Annotated in this window: 19 protein-coding genes and 1 tRNA gene; 8 read left to right on the forward strand and 12 right to left on the reverse strand. The window is 70.8% G+C overall.

The window, feature by feature from the left end; all coding sequences use genetic code 11:
* Nucleotides 1–37: 37 nt before the first annotated feature.
* The 10 genes from CRP49_RS06195 to CRP49_RS06240 all read right to left on the reverse strand — a co-directional run bounded on the left by CRP49_RS06195 (nucleotide 38) and on the right by CRP49_RS06240 (nucleotide 9,932).
* Nucleotides 38–1,408 (reverse strand): cytochrome P450, encoded by a 1,371-nt coding sequence (locus CRP49_RS06195; protein ID WP_097252494.1) that lies wholly within the window; start codon nucleotides 1,406–1,408, stop codon nucleotides 38–40.
* Nucleotides 1,405–2,487, reverse strand: a complete 1,083-nt coding sequence (gene cyc1, locus CRP49_RS06200) for an epi-isozizaene synthase (RefSeq protein ID WP_097252495.1) — start codon at nucleotides 2,485–2,487, stop codon at nucleotides 1,405–1,407. Before cyc1 ends, CRP49_RS06195 begins: the two co-directional genes overlap by 4 nt.
* Before the next feature lie 259 nt (nucleotides 2,488–2,746).
* On the reverse strand, nucleotides 2,747–3,397 hold the full coding sequence (gene def / locus CRP49_RS06205) for a peptide deformylase (protein WP_097252496.1): 651 nt from the start codon (nucleotides 3,395–3,397) through the stop codon (nucleotides 2,747–2,749).
* A gap of 65 nt (nucleotides 3,398–3,462) precedes the next feature.
* Complete coding sequence (locus tag CRP49_RS06210; protein WP_094216204.1) at nucleotides 3,463–4,443, reverse strand: hypothetical protein; 981 nt, start codon at nucleotides 4,441–4,443, stop codon at nucleotides 3,463–3,465.
* 108 nt (nucleotides 4,444–4,551) lie between these two features.
* Nucleotides 4,552–5,781 (reverse strand): HD-GYP domain-containing protein, encoded by a 1,230-nt coding sequence (locus CRP49_RS06215; RefSeq protein WP_097252497.1) that lies wholly within the window; start codon nucleotides 5,779–5,781, stop codon nucleotides 4,552–4,554.
* Complete coding sequence (locus CRP49_RS06220) at nucleotides 5,778–7,121, reverse strand: HD-GYP domain-containing protein (protein WP_097252498.1); 1,344 nt, start codon at nucleotides 7,119–7,121, stop codon at nucleotides 5,778–5,780. The genes CRP49_RS06215 and CRP49_RS06220 overlap by 4 nt, the downstream gene beginning before the upstream one ends.
* 121 nt (nucleotides 7,122–7,242) lie before the next feature.
* The gene (gene rsrA / locus CRP49_RS06225; RefSeq protein WP_097252499.1) at nucleotides 7,243–7,545 is read right to left on the reverse strand and encodes a mycothiol system anti-sigma-R factor; all 303 of its coding nucleotides are present in this window, start codon (nucleotides 7,543–7,545) and stop codon (nucleotides 7,243–7,245) included.
* The gene (gene sigR, locus CRP49_RS06230; RefSeq protein ID WP_208643066.1) at nucleotides 7,542–8,225 is read right to left on the reverse strand and encodes a sigma-70 family RNA polymerase sigma factor; all 684 of its coding nucleotides are present in this window, start codon (nucleotides 8,223–8,225) and stop codon (nucleotides 7,542–7,544) included. Before sigR ends, rsrA begins: the two co-directional genes overlap by 4 nt.
* Nucleotides 8,226–8,480: 255 nt before the next feature.
* Nucleotides 8,481–9,107, reverse strand: a complete 627-nt coding sequence (locus CRP49_RS06235) for an alpha/beta family hydrolase (RefSeq protein ID WP_097252500.1) — start codon at nucleotides 9,105–9,107, stop codon at nucleotides 8,481–8,483.
* Between the two features lie 9 nt (nucleotides 9,108–9,116).
* On the reverse strand, nucleotides 9,117–9,932 hold the full coding sequence (locus CRP49_RS06240; protein WP_097252501.1) for an SOS response-associated peptidase: 816 nt from the start codon (nucleotides 9,930–9,932) through the stop codon (nucleotides 9,117–9,119).
* A 49-nt stretch (nucleotides 9,933–9,981) separates the two neighbouring features.
* On the opposite strand from CRP49_RS06240, the gene CRP49_RS06245 reads away from it, so the two are divergent.
* The 4 genes from CRP49_RS06245 (at nucleotide 9,982) to CRP49_RS06260 (ending at nucleotide 13,485) form a co-directional block, all read left to right on the forward strand.
* A complete protein-coding gene (locus CRP49_RS06245; protein ID WP_097252502.1) occupies nucleotides 9,982–10,704 on the forward strand; it encodes a M50 family metallopeptidase in 723 nt (240 codons plus the stop codon).
* Between the two features lie 29 nt (nucleotides 10,705–10,733).
* Nucleotides 10,734–12,050, forward strand: a complete 1,317-nt coding sequence (aroA, locus tag CRP49_RS06250) for a 3-phosphoshikimate 1-carboxyvinyltransferase (protein WP_097257221.1) — start codon at nucleotides 10,734–10,736, stop codon at nucleotides 12,048–12,050.
* 16 nt (nucleotides 12,051–12,066) lie between these two features.
* Nucleotides 12,067–13,077, forward strand: coding sequence for a ribosome small subunit-dependent GTPase A (gene rsgA, locus CRP49_RS06255; RefSeq protein ID WP_097252503.1), 1,011 nt, complete (start codon nucleotides 12,067–12,069; stop codon nucleotides 13,075–13,077).
* Between the two features lie 84 nt (nucleotides 13,078–13,161).
* Nucleotides 13,162–13,485 carry a multidrug efflux SMR transporter gene (locus CRP49_RS06260; RefSeq protein ID WP_097252504.1) on the forward strand — a complete coding sequence of 108 codons (324 nt, stop codon included), beginning with the start codon at nucleotides 13,162–13,164 and terminating at the stop codon, nucleotides 13,483–13,485.
* On the opposite strand, the gene CRP49_RS06265 is transcribed toward CRP49_RS06260, so the two are convergent.
* On the reverse strand, nucleotides 13,482–14,096 hold the full coding sequence (locus tag CRP49_RS06265; protein ID WP_097252505.1) for a TetR/AcrR family transcriptional regulator: 615 nt from the start codon (nucleotides 14,094–14,096) through the stop codon (nucleotides 13,482–13,484). The two genes, CRP49_RS06260 and CRP49_RS06265, sit on opposite strands and share 4 nt — an antisense overlap.
* A 191-nt stretch (nucleotides 14,097–14,287) precedes the next feature.
* On the opposite strand from CRP49_RS06265, the gene hisN reads away from it, so the two are divergent.
* The 4 genes from hisN to CRP49_RS06285 all read left to right on the forward strand — a co-directional run bounded on the left by hisN (nucleotide 14,288) and on the right by CRP49_RS06285 (nucleotide 17,564).
* The gene (hisN, locus tag CRP49_RS06270) at nucleotides 14,288–15,088 is read left to right on the forward strand and encodes a histidinol-phosphatase (RefSeq protein ID WP_097252506.1); all 801 of its coding nucleotides are present in this window, start codon (nucleotides 14,288–14,290) and stop codon (nucleotides 15,086–15,088) included.
* A gap of 59 nt (nucleotides 15,089–15,147) precedes the next feature.
* Complete coding sequence (locus CRP49_RS06275; RefSeq protein WP_373560386.1) at nucleotides 15,148–16,482, forward strand: phosphatase PAP2 family protein; 1,335 nt, start codon at nucleotides 15,148–15,150, stop codon at nucleotides 16,480–16,482.
* A 166-nt stretch (nucleotides 16,483–16,648) separates the two neighbouring features.
* On the forward strand, nucleotides 16,649–17,041 hold the full coding sequence (locus CRP49_RS06280) for a cyclic nucleotide-binding/CBS domain-containing protein (protein WP_097252508.1): 393 nt from the start codon (nucleotides 16,649–16,651) through the stop codon (nucleotides 17,039–17,041).
* A 106-nt stretch (nucleotides 17,042–17,147) separates the two neighbouring features.
* On the forward strand, nucleotides 17,148–17,564 hold the full coding sequence (locus tag CRP49_RS06285; RefSeq protein WP_097252509.1) for a Fur family transcriptional regulator: 417 nt from the start codon (nucleotides 17,148–17,150) through the stop codon (nucleotides 17,562–17,564).
* Between the two features lie 104 nt (nucleotides 17,565–17,668).
* Here CRP49_RS06285 and CRP49_RS06290 read toward each other — a convergent pair.
* Nucleotides 17,669–17,742 (reverse strand) — tRNA-Met (locus CRP49_RS06290).
* Nucleotides 17,743–17,755: the final 13 nt, after the last annotated feature.

Here is a 17,755-nt window from a genome sequence, read left to right on the forward strand (position 1 = left end):
GGGCGTCGTTCACCACTCGTCGCTCACCGCACTTCGCTCACCACGGCACGGGCTTCAGCAGCAGCCGGTGCGGCCGGAGTGTGATGCCCACACGGGTGGTGTCGTTCGACCCGCTGACCTGCTCGAAGCGGTACTTCGCCGAGATCGCCGCGGTGATCAGGCTCAGCTGGGACATGGAGAAGTGGTCGCTGGGGCACTTGCGGTTGCCGACGCTGAACGGGCTCATCGCGTACTTGGGCACCTCCTTGACCCGCTCCGGCAGCCAGCGGTCGGGGTCGAAGTCGAGGTGGTGGCCGTAGGAGCGGGCGTCGCGCTGGATGGCGTAAGGGCTGTACACGATGTCCGCCCCGGCCGGAATGCGATAGCCGCCGAGCACGGTGTCGGTCACCGCGCGCCGCGTCAATATCCATACGGCGGGCCGCAGCCGCATGGCCTCGACTACGACATTGTTGGTGTGCCTGAGCGCGCGGACGTCCGCGAATGCGACGGGCCGGCCGCCGGTCACGGATTCGACCTCGGCGCGCACCTTCTCGGCGTGTTCCGGATGTTCCGCGAGCACCTGGAGCAGCCACATGATCGTGGACGCGACTGTTTCGCTGCCGGGGGTGAGTATCGCGACCACCTGGTCGTGGATCTCCTGTTCCCCGATGGGGTCGCCATTGTCGTCCTTCGCCTCCAGCAATGCCGTCAGCAAATCGTCCGGCTTTTGACCAGATGCCCTCCGCTCGGCGACGATCTCATCGACCAACAGATGCAAATCGGCCAGTGCCCGGTTGAATTCGCGGTTGGCGGGGAACGGCAGCCGGTACAGCGGTCCGAGCGGGACCACCATCCTGCGGTACATACCGCGGAAGACGGTGGCGAGGTCGATGCTCAGCCGCTCCGCGCGCTCGTCCATGTAGTCGCCGCGCAGCAGGCAGCGGGCGGCGATGCGCACGGCGACCCGGAACGACTCGGAGGTGCAGTCGACGGTCTCGCCGGGCTGCCAGCGCTCGGTCAGCGCGTGCGCCTCCTCCTCCATGACCGTGCCGTACGCGGGGATCGCGTCGAGCCGGAAGGCGGGCTGGATGGTGCGCCGCTGGCGGCGGTGCCGGGGGCCGTTGGCGGTGGCCACGCCCTCCTTGCCGAGCAGGCCTTCGAGGGACTCCCACAGCGGGCCGTCGATCTTGTAGTCGGGGCTGAGCGCGAGTGCGCCGGTGAGCGCAGGCGTGGTGACGGCGTACACCGTCTTGGGGCCGAGCTTCAGACGTACGACATCGCCGTGCGCGCCCAGGCCGGACATGAAGGCGAGCGGGTCGCGGACCAGTTTCAGGCCGTGGCCGAGGACCGGGACGGCGCCACCGGCGAGGGGCGGTTCGCGCAGCTCGGCGCTCTCGGACGTCTCGGGTTTCACAGACTCGACGGTCATTCGTCACCTGCCGCTTCGTTGTTGACGTACGGGGGCGTGGACCGGTCGTCCCAGCTGTCGACCATGTACCGGCCGGACTCGTGGTGGAACCAGTAGACGGAGCTGAACCAGTTCCGCATATAGCCGACACTGGTGCGGACGGCTGCGCTCAGTTCCCTTCCGCGGGGCGTTCCGTCGGCGAGTTCGCCGGCGAACCGCAGGGCGTCCCGCTCGGCGTCGAGGAATTCGGCGATGCATTCCTCGACGCGCCGCCTGACTTCCTCCACCGCTTCTTCGAGCGTCAGTCCCTCATGGGTGATGAGACTGATTCCGAGATTGTGCACCTCGTCGCCCGCGATTTCCTTCGGCAGCGAGCAGAGGTCGTTGTACCAGGCGGCGAATTCCTGGCTCAGTAATGCCGCACGGCGATAGGCCGGATGTTTCCTCACCGCGTCCGGGAGTTCACACCCGGCGCTCGGCTCCAGCAGATCCGTCCATATCCAGTGCGCGAAGGTGAGCCGCCGCAGGGCGAGGTATTCCTCGACCTTCGGAACGTACCCCGCGGTCCGGTTGCGGAACTCGCGGTCGTAGGCCTCGATCACCTCGCGGAAGTGCCGGGCGAACCGCCGGTTCCAGGTGCGCGGCAGGAACGAGTACAGCCGCAGCACGCTGTCCGCGAACCCCGCCACCAGGGGGTCCGGATGGTGCAGATGGTGCCGGGGTGCGTCGAGGGCCGCGTGCAGGCGGTGCCTCAGCCGGCGCCAGTCGCCCACCCGGCCGTGCACCCGGTCACGGTCGTGCCGGTCGTCCCAGACGAAGAACCAGGCACTGTAGTCGGCAATGGCCTGCAGGACCTCGTCCGGGGCACCAGTGTAGTACCCGGCCATGAGGTCGGTGTAGCAAAGGCCATCGGCATATTCCCGTACCTTGTCCGCCGGCATCAGCCGCTTTTCCAGCAACCACTGCCGCGTCTTCTCCTGAAGCTTTGGCCAATACGGGTGGAGTTGCCGGGGAAACGAGTCCTCGATCACCGGGAGGGCGACAGACGGCGGTACCGCGACCGCTGTCGACGATGTGGTGCCGTGTGAGAAAGCGTGCACGAACAGTCCCCTCTCAGCCGCCAGGAGCGCACACCCCTCCGTGCCGTGCCGGGCGTGCGCCGTTGCGTATCCCCGCCCTTCCATTCAGCACCACAACTGACCATTATGGGAACGGATTTGCTCCCATCACCACCCCAAGATGCCGGGAATCTTGCGACGAACAAACGAACGACGCCCGCTCGGGAAGGATCCCGAACGGGCGCCGTAGCGTGCGTCGTTGCTGCTCTCGTACGGTGTCCGGACGGTCGGACCGCACGTCTCAGTCGTTGGCGACCACGGGGTAGCGTGGCTCGTTCTCGGCCATCTGCCGGAGCGCGTCCTTGCGGTCACGCTTGGAGAGACGGTCGATGTACAGGTACCCGTACAGGTGGTCGGTCTCGTGCTGCAAACAGCGAGCGAAGTAGCCGGTGCCGCGGACCTTGATCGGGTTGCCCTTCTCGTCCTGGCCGGTGACCTCGGCGTAGTCGGGACGCGCGAGCGGCGCGTACGCGGTCGGCACGGACAGGCAGCCCTCGTTGCTGTCGTCGAGCCGGCGCCTGTCGGCGGGCAGGTCGACCAGCTTCGGGTTGCACACCACGCCGACGTGGCGGACGCCCTCGTCGTCCATGCAGTCGTAGACGAAGACCTTCAGGTCGACACCGATCTGGTTGGCCGCGAGGCCCACGCCCTCCGCGGTGCGCTGGCTGGCGAACATGTCCGCGACCAGCTGGTCCAGCTCGGCACCGAACTCGGTGACGTCCTTGCACTCCTTGTGCAGGACCGGGTTGCCGACGACCGTGATCGGCCGCGAGGTGCCGCGCTCGCGCCAGGCGTTCTCGCGCTCCTCGCAGTCCTCCGTGTCGACGACATAGCCCTCGTCGTCGACGGGGAGCACGCCCGCGTGCTGCTGATCGGTGTCCTGCTGCGCCATGACCGACGTACGCCTTCCTCAGGAAAACAAGGGGTGAAGTTGCTGATACAGGGTACGGCGATCCCTCAGCAGACCTCTTCCAAGTCCCTCCAGTCCCGCGAATCGGGACTGTCCGCCACCCACCCGTCCAGCAGCCCCCGCACGAGCGAAGCCGGCGCCGCGACGCCACACTCCCGCTCGGGAACCCACAGCTGCCCGTCCGTGCGATGCCCCAGCGGCCCCGGATGCCCGGGCTCACTGTGGTCATGCGGATCCAGATGCACGCCGTCACCCTCATCGGAAGGCATACGGGACTCCGAGCACATCCGGCACAGCAGTCGCACCGAGGACGACCAGTCCTCCGCCGCGAACCCCGCGTCCGCGGCCAGCTGCTCCAGCGCGTCCCGGTCGGCCTCGGTGGCCGCCTCCAGCAGGACCACCCAGGTGGGGACGGGCGAGGGCGCCCACAGCTCGATCTCGTCGAAGACCGGGTAGGAGTGCCCGGCGGACGTCGTGCGCTCGCCGTGCGGGACGCCGTCGTGCAGGACGACCTCGCCCCAGCGCCGCCCGGACGAGGGAAGCGGGATGGACAGCACCTCGATACGGGCCGGGTCCAGCCTGCGGCCCCACACCACCTCGGCCTCGCCCTCCGGGGAGAGCCGTACGGCCGCGCTGCCCAGCTCCATGCCGAGCGGCTCGCCGGAGGCGGCGGCGGCGCCGGGGACCCGCAGCCCGTACGCCTGCCAGGCGCGGCGGGCCAGCGGCCAGTCCTGCAGGGCGGTCGCGGCGATGCCCACGTTCCACCAGTCGGGGGCGCCGGTCTCCCGGTCCAGGAGGGCCACGGCGCGCAGTCCGGCGGCGCGGGCCTGCTCCCAGTCGTGCCGGAACTTGTGCAGCAGGGCGAGGTTGAACCAGGACTCCGCGAGCCACGGTTCCAGGTCGGCGGCGCGCGTCAGCAGCTCGCCCGCGTCCTCGTACCGGCCGTCGCCGATGAGCGTGAACGCGCGGTCGGTGGCCTGCCGCCAGGAGGCGGAGGGCCGGTGCCGTCCCTTGCCGAAGATCCTCACGATTCCCGCCTGCCAGTTCCAGTTCCACGTGGGCTGGCTTGTGCCCCCGGACACCCTCTCCCTCGCATCCAACCACGTACGCCGGGAAGGGCGCTCATTACCCATGGGTTACCCCACCGCGGGCAGCGTCAGACAGTCCCTGGAGAGAACCCGGGCCAGCGACTCCACGACCTCGGGAGCGTAGTCCCCGGCAGTGGCCAGGCGCAGCTCCTCCAGGGCCCGGAGCGGCCCGTCGGGCCCGGCGTCCCGGGCCTTCTCCTCGTAGGCGTTGACGGCCCTGACGATCCGCGCGGCCAGCGGCTGCTCCCGGCAGGGGTCGGCCTGCCGCTCCACGACCACGGCGACGGCCGCGTCCACGCCGGTCTGCCGTACGACGGCCCCGCCGAGCAGGGCGATGCGCCGCTGCTCCTCACGGGGCAGGGCCGCGGTGGCGCCGGCCGGGACGGGGTCGACCAGGCTGAGCTGGCCGATGTCGTGCATGAGGGCCGCGTACTCCAGGACGGTCAGCCCGGTCCCCGAAAGGCCGAGGTCCCGGCCGACGGCCAGGCTGAGCGCGGCGACCCGGCGGGCGTGCCCCGTAGGGGTGTATCCGGCGATCTCGGTGGCCCGGGCGAGGGAGGCGATGGTCTGCCGGTAGGTGGCGCGCACGGCGGCGTAGCGGCGCACGGACAGCTGGGCGAGCAGCAGCGGCAGGCAGAACACCGGCAGCGCCCACAGGCCGACCACGGCGACCGCGAGCGCCATCACCGCGCCGGTCGAGCAGACGGCGGACCCGATGCCGAGCAGCCCGCGCAGTTCGTCGCGCAGGAGCGGGCCGAAGGGCCAGCAGGTGCGGGAGTGGGCGAGGGCGGCGGCGAGGACGGCGTCGCACAGGGCGGTGAGGACCAGGAGGGCGACCAGCAGGAGTGCGTAGGCGGCGCCGTTCCAGGACTCGAACGCGCCCTTGTTGTAGAGGGGTTGGAAGCAGACGGCGGCGAAGCCGACGCTCAGGACGCGGCGGGCGAGGTGGTCGAGGGTCGGGGTGCGTCCGCACCAGATGTGCGGGACGCCGCCGAGCAGGGAGGCGGCGAGGACGATGGTGACGACCTGCGGCGCGTCGTGGTGGGTCGGGTGCCCCGCGTCGGCGCCCAGCAGGGCGTACGACAGCGATCCGGCGGTGCCCAGCGGCGCGGCCTGCCGCACCTGGGCTCCGCTCCAGCGGGTCAGTTCGCCGACGGCTATGAGCACCCCGAAGGCGAGTCCGACGCCCCGGTCGGCTATGCCGGTCCACAGGGTGACGGCGAGGGAGGCGGCGGCCGTGAGGGCGGCGGAGGCGTGGATGAGCCGGAGGGCGGTCATCGGGGTGCCCCGCTGGGGCTGCCGGTGACCGGCTGCTGGGCCGGGATCGGCTGCGCCGTCTCGTCGGCCGTGACGGCCGGGTGCCAGCCGTGGCGGCCGAGGGCCCGGGCGAGCGCCGTGACCATGCGCGGGTCGAACTGGGTCCCGGCGCACCGCTCCAGCTCGGCGACCGCCACCTCGACCGGGCGGGCCCTGCTGTAGGAGCGGGTGGAGGTCATCGCGTCGAAGGCGTCGGCCACGGCCACCACTCGGGCGCACTCGGGGATCTGACCGCCCACCAGACCGTACGGGTAGCCGCTGCCGTCGAGCCGTTCGTGGTGGTGCAGGATCGCCGAGCGGGCCTCGCCGAGGAAGGAGATCCCGCGGACCATCTCGTGGCCGTACTCGGGATGCAGCTCGATGATCCGCCGTTCCTCGGGGGTCAGCGGGCCGTCCTTGCGCAGCAGCCGGGTGGGCACGCCGAGCTTGCCGACGTCGTGCAGGATGCCCGCGAAGCGCAGCACCTCGACGCGTTCGTCGTCCATGCCGAGTTCGCGGGCGATCATCACGGAGGCCTGGCCGACCCGCTCGCTGTGGCCGCGCGTGTAGCCGTCCTTGATGTCGACGGCCTGCACCAGGGCGCGGATGGTGGCCTGGTGGGCGGCCCGTTCCCGGTGGTACTGGGCGAAGACCCAGCAGGAGACGCACATCGGCAGCAGCACCAGCAGCGCGGCGACCGGCCCGTACCGGCTGCGCCACAGCACGGCCATCATCAGCCCGGCGAGTCCGTGCACGGCGACCGGCGCGAGGGAGCGGGACAGCAGCCCGCGCCAGGCCCGGCGCAGGGGCACCCTCCCCCACTGCCTCAACGGCGTGGGCGGTGCCCCCACGCCCGCCGCGAGCATGCCGCCGTCCAGCGCGGTGAGCACCAGGCAGAAGGCGAGGACAGCGGCCCCGGCGGGCACGAGGGCATAGGGGAAGTCGCAGCCCACGACGGCGTCCCGGCCGTCGAGCGCCCCGTGCACCTGGGCCGCGCCCCACACGGCGAGCGAGGGCTGCGCGGCCCGCCACACACGGCGCAGCCACACCGGCCGCTCCTCGACGCGGGCGAGCAGGGCGGCCGGCACCGGCACGAGCGCGGCGGCGGACGGGGGCAACAGGAACGCCCCGGCGAGCAGCACGGGGTAGAAGGTGCCGCCCAGGCGGTGCCGTACGGCGTGCTCGCAGGCCGTGTACAGCGCGACGAGCGGGGCGAGGGACCACCAGGGCGTGTGGGTGGCCGGCAGGGGCAGGACGCAGACCACGGCCAGCAGGGCGACGCAGGCCACATAGCGCCGTGCCCTCGCTGGAACCGCCTCCATCGCGCCCCTCCCCGACCACGCCTGTCCGGGCTCGGAGCCTAGGGCGGGAATCGGGGGATCCGGGAGCTTATGACCCGAGGATTAGCACATTCGGGTGATGGCCGGTACGCGGCTCCGGTACTCAGCTCTCCTGAGGCGTGGCGGTCACATCGTGTTCGGGGACGGCTTGGCCGGAGCGGATCAGGTCGATGCGCCCCATGACCTTGGCGCGCAGGTCGGCGGGCACGTCGTCATGGCCGCAGCACCGCTTGACCAGCTTCTTCACGGCCTGCTCCAGGCCGTACTTCTCCAGGCACGGCGAGCACTCCTCGAAGTGGTGCTGGAACTTGTCGCGATCGACGTCCGGCATCTCGCTGTCGAGGAACTCGTACAGGTGGTCGAGGACCTCACCGCAGTCCGTCTCGTGCGGATCTCCGCAGCTCATGAGCCCGAACCTTTCGCTTCGTTCGACTCTCCGGCGCCGGCCGGGACCAGCCCGCGCTCACGGGCGTAGTCCTCGAGCATGCCGCGCAGCTGACGGCGGCCCCGGTGCAGCCGGGACATCACCGTACCGATGGGTGTCCCCATGATGTCCGCGATCTCCTTGTACGCAAAGCCCTCGACATCCGCGAGATAGACGGCGATGCGGAACTCCTCGGGGATCGCCTGCAAGGCTTCCTTCACGTCCGAGTCGGGCAGGTGGTCGAGCGCCTGCGACTCGGCGGAGCGCAGACCCGTCGACATGTGCGACTCGGCACGCGCCAGCTGCCAGTCCTCGATCTCCTCGGCCGCACTGCGCTGGGGCTCGCGCTGCTTCTTGCGGTACGAGTTGATGAAGGTGTTGGTGAGGATCCGGTACAGCCACGCCTTGAGGTTGGTGCCCTCGCGGAACTGGTGGAAGGACGCGTACGCCTTGGCGTACGTCTCCTGCACCAGGTCCTCGGCGTCGGCCGGGTTGCGCGTCATGCGCAGCGCGGCCGAGTACATCTGGTCGAGGAATTCGAGCGCGTCCCGCTCGAAGCGCGCACTGCGCTCGGCGGACGACTCCGCGCTGTCGCCCCGGCCCTCGGGCAGCTCCGCCTGGCCGTTGTCGGTCCCTGCGTCGGTCCCAGTGACCGGACCCACCTCCTCAAGATCCCGGGCAGGACCGAAACCGATCCCACTCGTTTCGGAGGATAGAACACGACCCGTGCCTGCCGCCGCTCGAATAGGAGCGGCCTTGGCCGCGTGCAGCACCGTCCACTCCAGGTCAGCGCGGCTGTCGCGGCTCGGGCAGATGGTCGAACCCATGCGGCGGACTTCCTCTCTACGACGTCGGTGCCGGTGCTTCAGCACATCTGTCCGCCACAACAGTGGTCCGCCGCACAACATTCCCGGCCCTCACCCGAGTGACGCGACCCACTCCACGACGGCGCCGGTGACGGTCTCCAGCGCCTGCTCCTGTGTGATCTCCGCGCGCTTCGGCACGGCGAACCCGTGATCGCCATGCGCCACCTCGACCAGCTCGTAGGACCCCTCGGGGAACTCGTCCGGCTTGCCGAAGGGATCGTTTCCGCCCTGTACGACGAGCGTGGGCACCCCGGCACCCAGCAGCTCGTCGGCGCGGGAGCGCTCCGGCTTGCCCGGCGGGTGCAGCGGGAAGCTCAGCGCGAGCACGGCGTGGGCGCCCAGCTCCGTGGCGGTGCGGCAGGCGACCCGGGCGCCGGCGCTGCGGCCGCCGGAGATCACCGGCAGCTCCATCCCGGCCAGCGCGGGCCAGATGCCACGCCAGCCGGTGTCCAGGGTCTTCGGCGCGGGCGCCACCTTCTTGCCCGCGACCCGCCAGGGCTGCTCGACGAGGGCCACGGTCACGCCGTGTCCCGGGAGCACCTGGGCGAGGGCCCGCAGGTCCCGCGCCTCGATGCCGCCCCCGGCCCCATGACTCACGGCCAGCACCAGCCGCGCCTGCTTCGCCCGGTGCCAGGTGATGCGGGCGGTCCCGGCGTCGGTCTCGACAATCTCGATCACGCTAGAAGGCTAGAAGAGTGTGCCCACTTCCGGCGCCTCAAGCTCCTTCAGCAGCTCCGGGCCGTTGTTGCGGACGTTGCTGACGGCCGTGGCGACCGGGTAGGCGCGCATCAGGCCGGGCGGGGGCGGGGCGAGCAGTTCGCGCAGGTCGTCCGGGTCGGTGCGGGAGGGGTCCAGCCAGGCGTCCCAGCGGTCCGGGGTGAGCATCAGCGGCATCCGGGGGTGGATCTCGGCGAGGGAGTGCGGGCCCTCGGCGGGGGCGACGGCCAGCGGGGTCCGCTCCGCGTCCGTGGTGATCACCGAGCAGGTGACCCACCAGGCCTGCGGGTGGTCGTCGGGCAGGGTCGGGTCCCGCCAGAACTCGTACAGTCCGGCCATCGCGAACACCGAGCCGTCGGCGGGCAGCACGAAGTACGGCTGCTTGCGCGGCCGCTTCTTCTTCCCCTCGACCTCCAGCTCGCGCTCGTCCTTGCCGGTGACCCACTCGTAGTAGCCGTCGGCGGGCAGGATGCAGCGCCGGGCGGCGAAGGCGCGCCGGTACGAGGGCTTCTCGTGCACGGTCTCCGCGCGCGCGTTGATCATCCGGGCGCCGCCCTCGGGCGTCTTGGCCCAGGAAGGCACCAGTCCCCACTTCAGCTTGCGCAGCTGCCGAACCGGACGCGGGCTCTCCGCGTCTTTCAGAGGACGGTCCAGGACGGCGTAGACCTCCTTGGTCGGAGCCACGTTGTAGTCCGGCTCCAGGGTCTCCTCGGGCTCCCACTTCTCGATCTCAAAGACTCCTGCGAGATCCTCGGGCCTACGACTGGATGCATACCGTCCGCACATACGTGCCACACTGCCAGACTTCGCACGACGACAGGGAGCCACCACCAGAATGGACAGCCTCGCCGCCACCGCGCTGCCCGACCTCTGGGACCGGCTCACCGGCACCCAGCCCGACCCCGACCTGTGGGTGGTGCTCGCCACCCTGGTCGCCGCCCTCGCCGTCGTCGTCCCGCACTCCGTGTGGCGGCTCTCGCGCAACGCCATCACCATCGCGCACGAGGGCGGCCACGGTCTGGTGGCCCTGCTCACGGGCCGGCAGCTCACGGGCATACGCCTGCACTCCGACACCAGCGGTCTCACGGTCAGCCGCGGCAAGCCGTACGGCCTCGGCATGATCCTCACCGCGGCGGCGGGCTACACGGCCCCCTCGCTGCTGGGCCTGGGCGGCGCCGCCCTGCTGGCCGCGGGCCGCATCACGCTGCTGCTGTGGGTGGCGACCGCGCTGCTCGTGGTGATGCTGGTGATGATCCGCAACGCGTACGGCGTCCTGACCGTGGTCCTCGCCGGGGGCGCCTTCCTGCTGGTGTCGTGGCTGGCGGGGCCACAGGTCCAGGCCGCTTTCGCGTACGCGGTGGTGTGGTTCCTCCTGTTCGGGGGCGTACGACCGCCGTTCGAGCTGCAGTCGAAGCGGGCGCGGGGTGGCGCGGGCGACTCGGACGCGGACCAGCTGTCGCGGCTCACGCATGTCCCGGCGGGCCTGTGGCTGTTCCTGTTCCACGCGGTGTCGCTGTGCTCGCTCATCGGTGGGGGCGGCTGGCTGCTGGAAGGTTGATGCCGGGCCCTCCTTATAAAGTGGGCCTCATGGCCCCGAACACCGCACACCCCGCCCTCTGGCCCGCCCCGCACGCGAGCGGAGCCGTCGACGCGACGGTCCACGTGCCGGGGTCCAAGTCGGTCACCAACCGCGCCCTCGTGCTGGCCGCCCTCGCCTCCGAGCCCGGCTGGCTGCGCCGCCCGCTGCGCTCCCGCGACACGCTGCTGATGGCCGGTGCCCTGCGGGCCATGGGCGTGGAGATCGAGGAGGGGGTGGGTCCGGACGGCTCCGGTGAGGCCTGGCGGGTGCTGCCCACGGGCCTGCGCGGTCCGGCCACGGTCGACGTCGGCAACGCCGGCACGGTGATGCGCTTCCTGCCGCCGGTGGCCGCGCTGGCCGACGGCCCGATCCGGTTCGACGGGGACCCGCGGTCGTACGAGCGTCCGCTGAACGGCGTCATCGACGCGCTGCGCGTGCTCGGTGCCCGGATCGACGACGACGGCCGGGGCACGCTGCCGCTGACCGTGCACGGCGGCGGAGCGCTGGACGGCGGCCCGGTGTCGGTCGACGCCTCCTCGTCCTCCCAGTTCGTCTCGGCGCTGCTGCTGTCCGGCCCGCGCTTCAACCAGGGTGTCGAGGTCCGCCACACCGGCGCGACCCTGCCCTCCCTGCCGCACATCCGGATGACCGTGGACATGCTGCGCGCGGTCGGCGCCCAGGTGGACACCCCGGAGTCGGGCGGCGAGCCGAACGTGTGGCGGGTGACGCCGGGCGCGCTGCTCGGCCGGGACCTGACGATCGAGCCGGACCTGTCGAACGCCCAGCCGTTCCTGGCGGCGGCCCTGGTCACCGGTGGCAAGGTGCTGATCCCGGACTGGCCGGCCCGCACCACCCAGCCGGGTGACCGGCTGCGGGAGATCTTCACCGAGATGGGCGGTTCCTGCGAACTGACCGAGTACGGGCTGGAGTTCACCGGATCGGGCGCCGTCCACGGCATCGACGTGGACCTGGGCGAGGTCGGCGAGCTGACGCCGGGCATCGCGGCGGTGGCCGCCCTCGCGGACTCCCCCTCCACCCTCCGGGGCGTGGCCCATCTGCGGCTGCACGAGACGGACCGGCTGGCCGCGCTCACCAAGGAGATCAACGAACTCGGCGGTGACGTGACCGAGACGGCCGACGGCCTGCACATCCGCCCGCGCCCGCTGCACGGCGGGACCTTCCACACGTACGAGGACCACCGCATGGCAACGGCCGGTGCGATCATCGGCCTGGCGGTCGAGGGCGTGCAGATCGAGAACGTCGCGACGACGGCGAAGACCCTGCCCGACTTCCCCGACCTGTGGACCGGGATGCTGGGGAACTGACGGGCGGACTGGGACCATGCGCCGCTACGGCAAGCACACCGACGAGGACGACATCCGCAGCCGCCCCAACCGCAAGGGCAACCGGCCGCGTACGAACATCCGGCCCAAGCACGAGGACGCGGCCGAGGGCATGGTCCTCACCGTCGACCGGGGCCGCCTGACCTGCCTGGTCGAGGACCGTCCGATCATGGCGATGAAGGCCCGCGAACTGGGCCGCAAGGCGGCCGTGGTGGGCGACCGGGTGGCCCTGGTCGGCGACCTGTCCGGCCAGAAGGACACGCTCGCGCGCATCGTGCGCATCGAGGAGCGCAGCTCGCTGCTGCGTCGCACGGCCGATGACGACGACCCCTACGAGCGGGTGGTCGTCGCCAACGCGGACCAGCTGGCCATCGTCACGGCCCTGGCGGACCCGGAACCCCGTCCCCGCCTGATCGACCGCTGTCTCGTCGCGGCCTACGACGGCGGTCTGGAGCCGCTGCTGGTGATGACCAAGTCGGACCTGGCCCCGCCGGACAAGCTGCTGGAGCTGTACGGCCACCTCGACATCCCCTACGTCGTCACCAGCCGCGAGGAGCTGGAGAACGGCGACGCGGCGGACCGGGTGCGCGAGTACCTGGACGGCAAGATCACCGCCTTCGTGGGCCACTCGGGCGTCGGCAAGACGACGCTGGTCAACGCGCTGGTGCCGAAGGACCGCCGCCGTCTGACAGGCCACGTCAACGCGGTGACCGGCCGCGGCCGCCACACCACCACCTCGGCGCTGGCACTGCCCCTGCCCACTGCCAACGGCTGGGTCATCGACACCCCCGGTGTGCGCTCCTTCGGTCTCGCGCACATCGACCCGTCCCGGGTGATCAACGCCTTCCCGGACCTGGTACCGGGCACCGAGGGCTGCCCGCGCGCGTGCAGCCACGACGAGCCGGACTGCGCGCTGGACGCGTGGGTCGAGGAGGGTCACGCGGACCCGGCGCGGCTGTTCTCACTGCGCCGGCTGCTGTCCACGCGGGAGCGCCGGGAAGGCGACTGAGCACCGCGTTGTTTGCCGGGGTGCCGGGACGGTAAGTGCATAATCGCACCGAGCCGGACGGCCGGACCTACGGGAGGACAGCACATGGCGTGGCTGCTGGTCATCGTGGCCGGGATTCTGGAGACCGGCTTCGCCGTGTGCCTCAAGCTCTCCCACGGGTTCACCCGGCTGTGGCCGACGGTCGCGTTCGCCACCTTCGCGCTGGGCAGCTTCGGTCTGCTGACCCTCTCCCTGAAGAAGCTCGACGTCGGCCCCGCGTACGCCGTGTGGACCGGGATCGGCGCCGCGGGCACCGCGATCTACGGCATGGTCTTCCTCGGCGACCTGGTATCCACCCTGAAGATCGTCTCGATCACCCTGGTGATCGTCGGCGTGATCGGCCTGCAGCTGTCGGGCTCGTCGCACTAGAGCCTGTCGACGCGCTGCCGGACCAGGGCGCTGCGCACCAGCTCGGCAACTGAGCCCTCGCCCGGTGGGGCCGCGACGCACGACAGGGCGACCCGTACGGCCAGTTCGCAGGACCGGACCAGCTCGGCGGTGTCCGCCGTGGCCGCGGCGGGACCGGTCAGCACCGTCACCGCCCGGTCCCGCACGATCTGCACGAAGTCGCGGGGCGAGGGCAGCGGTCCGTCCGCCCGGCGCTGCGCGGGTACGGCGGAGGAGGACGGCACGGCGGACAGGGTCGGCGTGGGCAGACGCTCGCTCCAGCAGCCGGTCAGCATGGCCCGTACCAGCGCGTTGTCCCGGGCCGCCGACGCCATCCACTCGGCGGTGGCGGTCAGCCGGTCGCGCGGGTCGGTGTGCGCGGCGAGGGCCCGCTCCACTCCGGCGAGATACCCGTCGGCCTCCCGCCGCACCAGCGCCCTGGCCAGCCCTTCCTTGCTCCCGAACTCGTTGTACAGCGTCTGCCGGGACACCCCGGCCGCCGCGGCCACGTCGACCATCCGCACCGCGGACCACGGCCGACGCCCGAGCGCCGTATAGGCGGCGTCCAGTAGCGATTCCCGGGCTGCAGGCATCATCGCCTCCCTGGGGCGAGCAACTCTGCGCCCAGATTTGACGCGCATACATGCACTGTCAAGGGTTCGCGGTGGTGCGGAAGGGCGCCCTTCGGTCACGACGCACCCGGCACCCGACGCCGGGCACCGACACCCCCTGTCCCCCAGGCCCCCTATAGCCCGTTACCCCCTCGCCAGATACCGTTCGTCACATGCCGGACTACCTCGACGACCTCCGCCTCGCCCACGTCCTCGCGGACGCGGCCGACGCCGCCACCATGGCCCGCTTCAAGGCCCTCGACCTGAAGGTGGAGACGAAGCCGGACATGACCCCGGTGAGCGAAGCGGACAAGTCGGCGGAAGAACTGATCCGCGGCCACCTCCAGCGCGCCCGCCCGAGGGACGCGGTCCTCGGCGAGGAGTACGGCATCGAGGGCACCGGCCCCCGCCGCTGGGTGATCGACCCGATCGACGGCACCAAGAACTACGTCCGCGGCGTCCCCGTCTGGGCCACCCTCATCTCCCTGATGGAAGCGGGCGAGGGCGGCTACCAGCCCGTCGTCGGCGTCGTCTCCGCCCCCGCCCTCGGCCGCCGCTGGTGGGCCGCGAAGGGCCACGGCGCCTTCACCGGCCGCAGCCTGTCCGCCGCGAGCCGCATCCACGTCTCCCGGGTCGGCAAGCTCGCGGACGCCTCCTTCGCGTACTCCTCGCTCTCCGGCTGGGAGGAACAGGGCCGCCTGAACGGCTTCCTCGACCTCACCCGCGAGGTGTGGCGCACGCGCGCGTACGGCGACTTCTGGCCGTACATGATGGTCGCCGAGGGCTCGGTCGACCTCTGCGCCGAACCGGAGCTGTCCCTGTGGGACATGGCCGCCAACGCGATCGTCGTCACCGAGGCCGGCGGCACCTTCACCGGCCTGGACGGCCGCCCGGGCCCGCACAGCGGCAACGCGGCCGCGTCCAACGGCCTGCTGCACGACGAGTTGCTGGGCTATCTCAACCAGCGCTACTGACGGCGTTCGTGGCCTGACCTGGCGTATCAACTAAATAGATAAATCGGCCAAAATAATTGATAACTACAACAAACAAACCACGGGCGGCACTGTGGGCCGCGGCAGGTGTGACGGTCCTCGGATTCCTCATCGCGCTGGAGATCGCCGCACGTCACTACGGCCTGCCCGGGCCGATCACCAACCAGGCGCGAGAGGTGGTGTTCGCCCCCAAGTCGGGGCCGCTGCTGTACGCCAGCATGGCGTTGATGATGGTGGTGCTCACCTGGCGGCAACGCTTGATCGCGGCAGGTGTCGCGATCGCCATCGACGTCGCCTTCTTTCTGGTGCGATGGGCCTTCGACGCCAAGATGATGTTCGGCAACGGCGCCTTGTGGGTGCTTCTGGGCTGTGCGGTCATCGCCGTCACGCGCCGCACCGGCCGGGAACGTGTCCTGCTGTTGAAGGGCGTCGGACTGGGCCTGCTGCTGGTGACCGGCCGCAAGACCGGCGACGCCTGGCTCCTCATCACGTCGAAGACCCGTCCGACGGTGCTCGACCAGTACGTGGCGACCGCCGATCAGGCGCTGGGCAACCCGTCGTGGCTGGTGGGCCGGATGGTCGAGGCCACCGGCCCGATCGGTGCCCACGTTCTCGACTGGGTCTACATCCAGCTGGCGGTGGCCGCGGTCGTCGTCACGCTGTACCAGCTGCGCAACGTGGCGGTCGAGCGCCGCTTCCCGAGCCATCATCTGGTCCGCAGCTTTCTGGTGATCGGCCTCGTCGGGCCGGCCATCTACATGATCTTCCCGGTGGTCGGACCGGTCTTCGCCTACGGCCCGGGCGCCTTCGGCACGGGTGGCGTGCACTGGGCGGCTGCCAACCTGTGGCCGGACACGACACCGCCGATCAGCACCCCGCACCCGATGCCGTTCGACGAGTTCACCCCCCGCAACTGCATGCCCAGCCTGCACACGGCGTGGGCCACCGCGATCTTCATCCATTCCCGCAAGGGCCCGCGAACCCTGCGGTTCTTCGGCGCGTTCTGGCTGATCAGCACGCTCGGTGCGACGCTGGGCTTCGGCTACCACTACGGCGCGGATCTCATCGCCGGCGTGGTGTTCACGCTCACGATCGAGGCGGCTCTGCGCTCGCTCGCGCGCGGCTGGGACCGGTCGGGAACCCTGCTGGTCGCGCACGGCGCAACGGTCTTCGCCGTGCTCCTGGTGTCGTACCGCTATCTGCCGATGCAGATGGCCGAACATCCATGGGTGGCCGGACCACTTCTCCTTCTGGCGATGGCCTCGGTGATCCAGGGCTACGTACGGACCACCAAGGAGTGGGAGCGGGAGGCCGCACCGGCGCCGCGACCGGAACCGCAACCCGAGATGGTCCGAGCGCATCAGCGGCGCTCCTGAGCAAGGAGAGAAGCCCGCGCACGCCCTCAACTGGCCACGCGCGCCCTCTTGTTGACCCGCCCTTTACCTGTCACCCTGAAGCCACCCTCACTTGTGAACTTGTGAATCCCTGAACTAACGGCCGGGTGCCGCGGTCCGGGGACTCCCATAGGAGGTGGTCCATCCCATGCTCGTCCGTGACGCCATGAGCACCGTGGTCCTCACCCTCGGCCCCAACCACACCCTCCGCCAGGCAGCCTCCCTGATGTCCGCCCGCCGGGTCGGCGCCGCCGTGGTCCTCGACCCCGACGCCGGCGGCATCGGCATCATCACCGAACGCGACATCCTCAACTCCGTGGGCCTCGGCCAGAATCCGGACACGGAGCGCACCCACGCCCACACCACCACCGACGTCGTCTTCGCCGCCCCTGCCTGGACCCTGGAGGAGGCGGCCCGCGCCATGGCGCACGGCGGCTTCCGGCATCTGGTCGTCCTCGACCGCGGCGAGCCCGCCGGCATCGTCTCGGTCCGCGACATCATCCGCTGCTGGGCACCGGCACGGCAGCAGGTACCCGTGTGAACACTCGAAGCCGGCCTCGAGCACACTTAGACTTTGTCTAAGTCCAACAAAGTTCCAAAGTCACACCCGTTCAGAACCTGGTCTCGATGCTGTTACGCTGGATTCCATGAGCGACCTTCTGGAACGGCTGCGCGGACGCGGATGGCGGATGACCGCGCAGCGTCGCGTCGTGGCCGAGGTTCTCGACGGCGAGCACGTCCATCTGACGGCTGACGAGGTCCATGCACGGGCCGTGGCGAAGCTGCCGGAGATCTCCCGGGCGACCGTCTACAACACGCTGGGCGAGCTGGTCTCCCTCGGCGAGGTGCTCGAGGTGACCACCGACAAGCGCGCCAAGCGGTACGACCCGAACGCGCACCGGCCGCACCACCACCTGGTCTGCGCCCAGTGCGGCTCGATCCGTGACGTGCACCCCACGGGCAACCCGCTCGCCGACCTCCCCGACACGGAGCGCTTCGGCTTCACGGTGTCGGACGTCGAGGTGACGTACCGGGGGCTGTGCCCGAACTGCGCGGGCGCGTGACACAGGGGGGCGCGAGCCCCCCTTTTTTTGCCCGCGGACACTTTGTGCCCGCGAACACACCTAGGGCCGGAACCCATCTCTGGATTCCGGCCCCAGGCCTTCAGTAGCGGGGACAGGATTTGAACCTGCGACCTCTGGGTTATGAGCCCAGCGAGCTACCGAGCTGCTCCACCCCGCGTCGGTGAACACGA

Origin of the sequence: Streptomyces sp. Ag109_G2-15 (assembly GCF_900215565.1) — a bacterium.
GTDB lineage: Bacteria > Actinomycetota > Actinomycetes > Streptomycetales > Streptomycetaceae > Streptomyces > Streptomyces diastatochromogenes.

Bases quoted from the DNA above. Each gene is read 5' to 3' on its own strand.
- CRP49_RS06195 (WP_097252494.1), bottom strand. From the start codon at position 1,408: ATGACCGTCGAGTCTGTGAAACCCGAGACGTCCGAGAGCGCCGAGCTG.
- def (WP_097252496.1), bottom strand. From the start codon at position 3,397: ATGGCGCAGCAGGACACCGATCAGCAGCACGCGGGCGTGCTCCCCGTC.
- CRP49_RS06215 (WP_097252497.1), bottom strand. From the start codon at position 5,781: ATGACCGCCCTCCGGCTCATCCACGCCTCCGCCGCCCTCACGGCCGCC.
- CRP49_RS06220 (WP_097252498.1), bottom strand. From the start codon at position 7,121: ATGGAGGCGGTTCCAGCGAGGGCACGGCGCTATGTGGCCTGCGTCGCC.
- rsrA (WP_097252499.1), bottom strand. From the start codon at position 7,545: ATGAGCTGCGGAGATCCGCACGAGACGGACTGCGGTGAGGTCCTCGAC.
- CRP49_RS06240 (WP_097252501.1), bottom strand. From the start codon at position 9,932: ATGTGCGGACGGTATGCATCCAGTCGTAGGCCCGAGGATCTCGCAGGA.
- CRP49_RS06245 (WP_097252502.1), top strand. From the start codon at position 9,982: ATGGACAGCCTCGCCGCCACCGCGCTGCCCGACCTCTGGGACCGGCTC.
- aroA (WP_097257221.1), top strand. From the start codon at position 10,734: ATGGCCCCGAACACCGCACACCCCGCCCTCTGGCCCGCCCCGCACGCG.
- rsgA (WP_097252503.1), top strand. From the start codon at position 12,067: ATGCGCCGCTACGGCAAGCACACCGACGAGGACGACATCCGCAGCCGC.
- CRP49_RS06260 (WP_097252504.1), top strand. From the start codon at position 13,162: ATGGCGTGGCTGCTGGTCATCGTGGCCGGGATTCTGGAGACCGGCTTC.
- CRP49_RS06265 (WP_097252505.1), bottom strand. From the start codon at position 14,096: ATGCCTGCAGCCCGGGAATCGCTACTGGACGCCGCCTATACGGCGCTC.
- hisN (WP_097252506.1), top strand. From the start codon at position 14,288: ATGCCGGACTACCTCGACGACCTCCGCCTCGCCCACGTCCTCGCGGAC.
- CRP49_RS06280 (WP_097252508.1), top strand. From the start codon at position 16,649: ATGCTCGTCCGTGACGCCATGAGCACCGTGGTCCTCACCCTCGGCCCC.
- CRP49_RS06285 (WP_097252509.1), top strand. From the start codon at position 17,148: ATGAGCGACCTTCTGGAACGGCTGCGCGGACGCGGATGGCGGATGACC.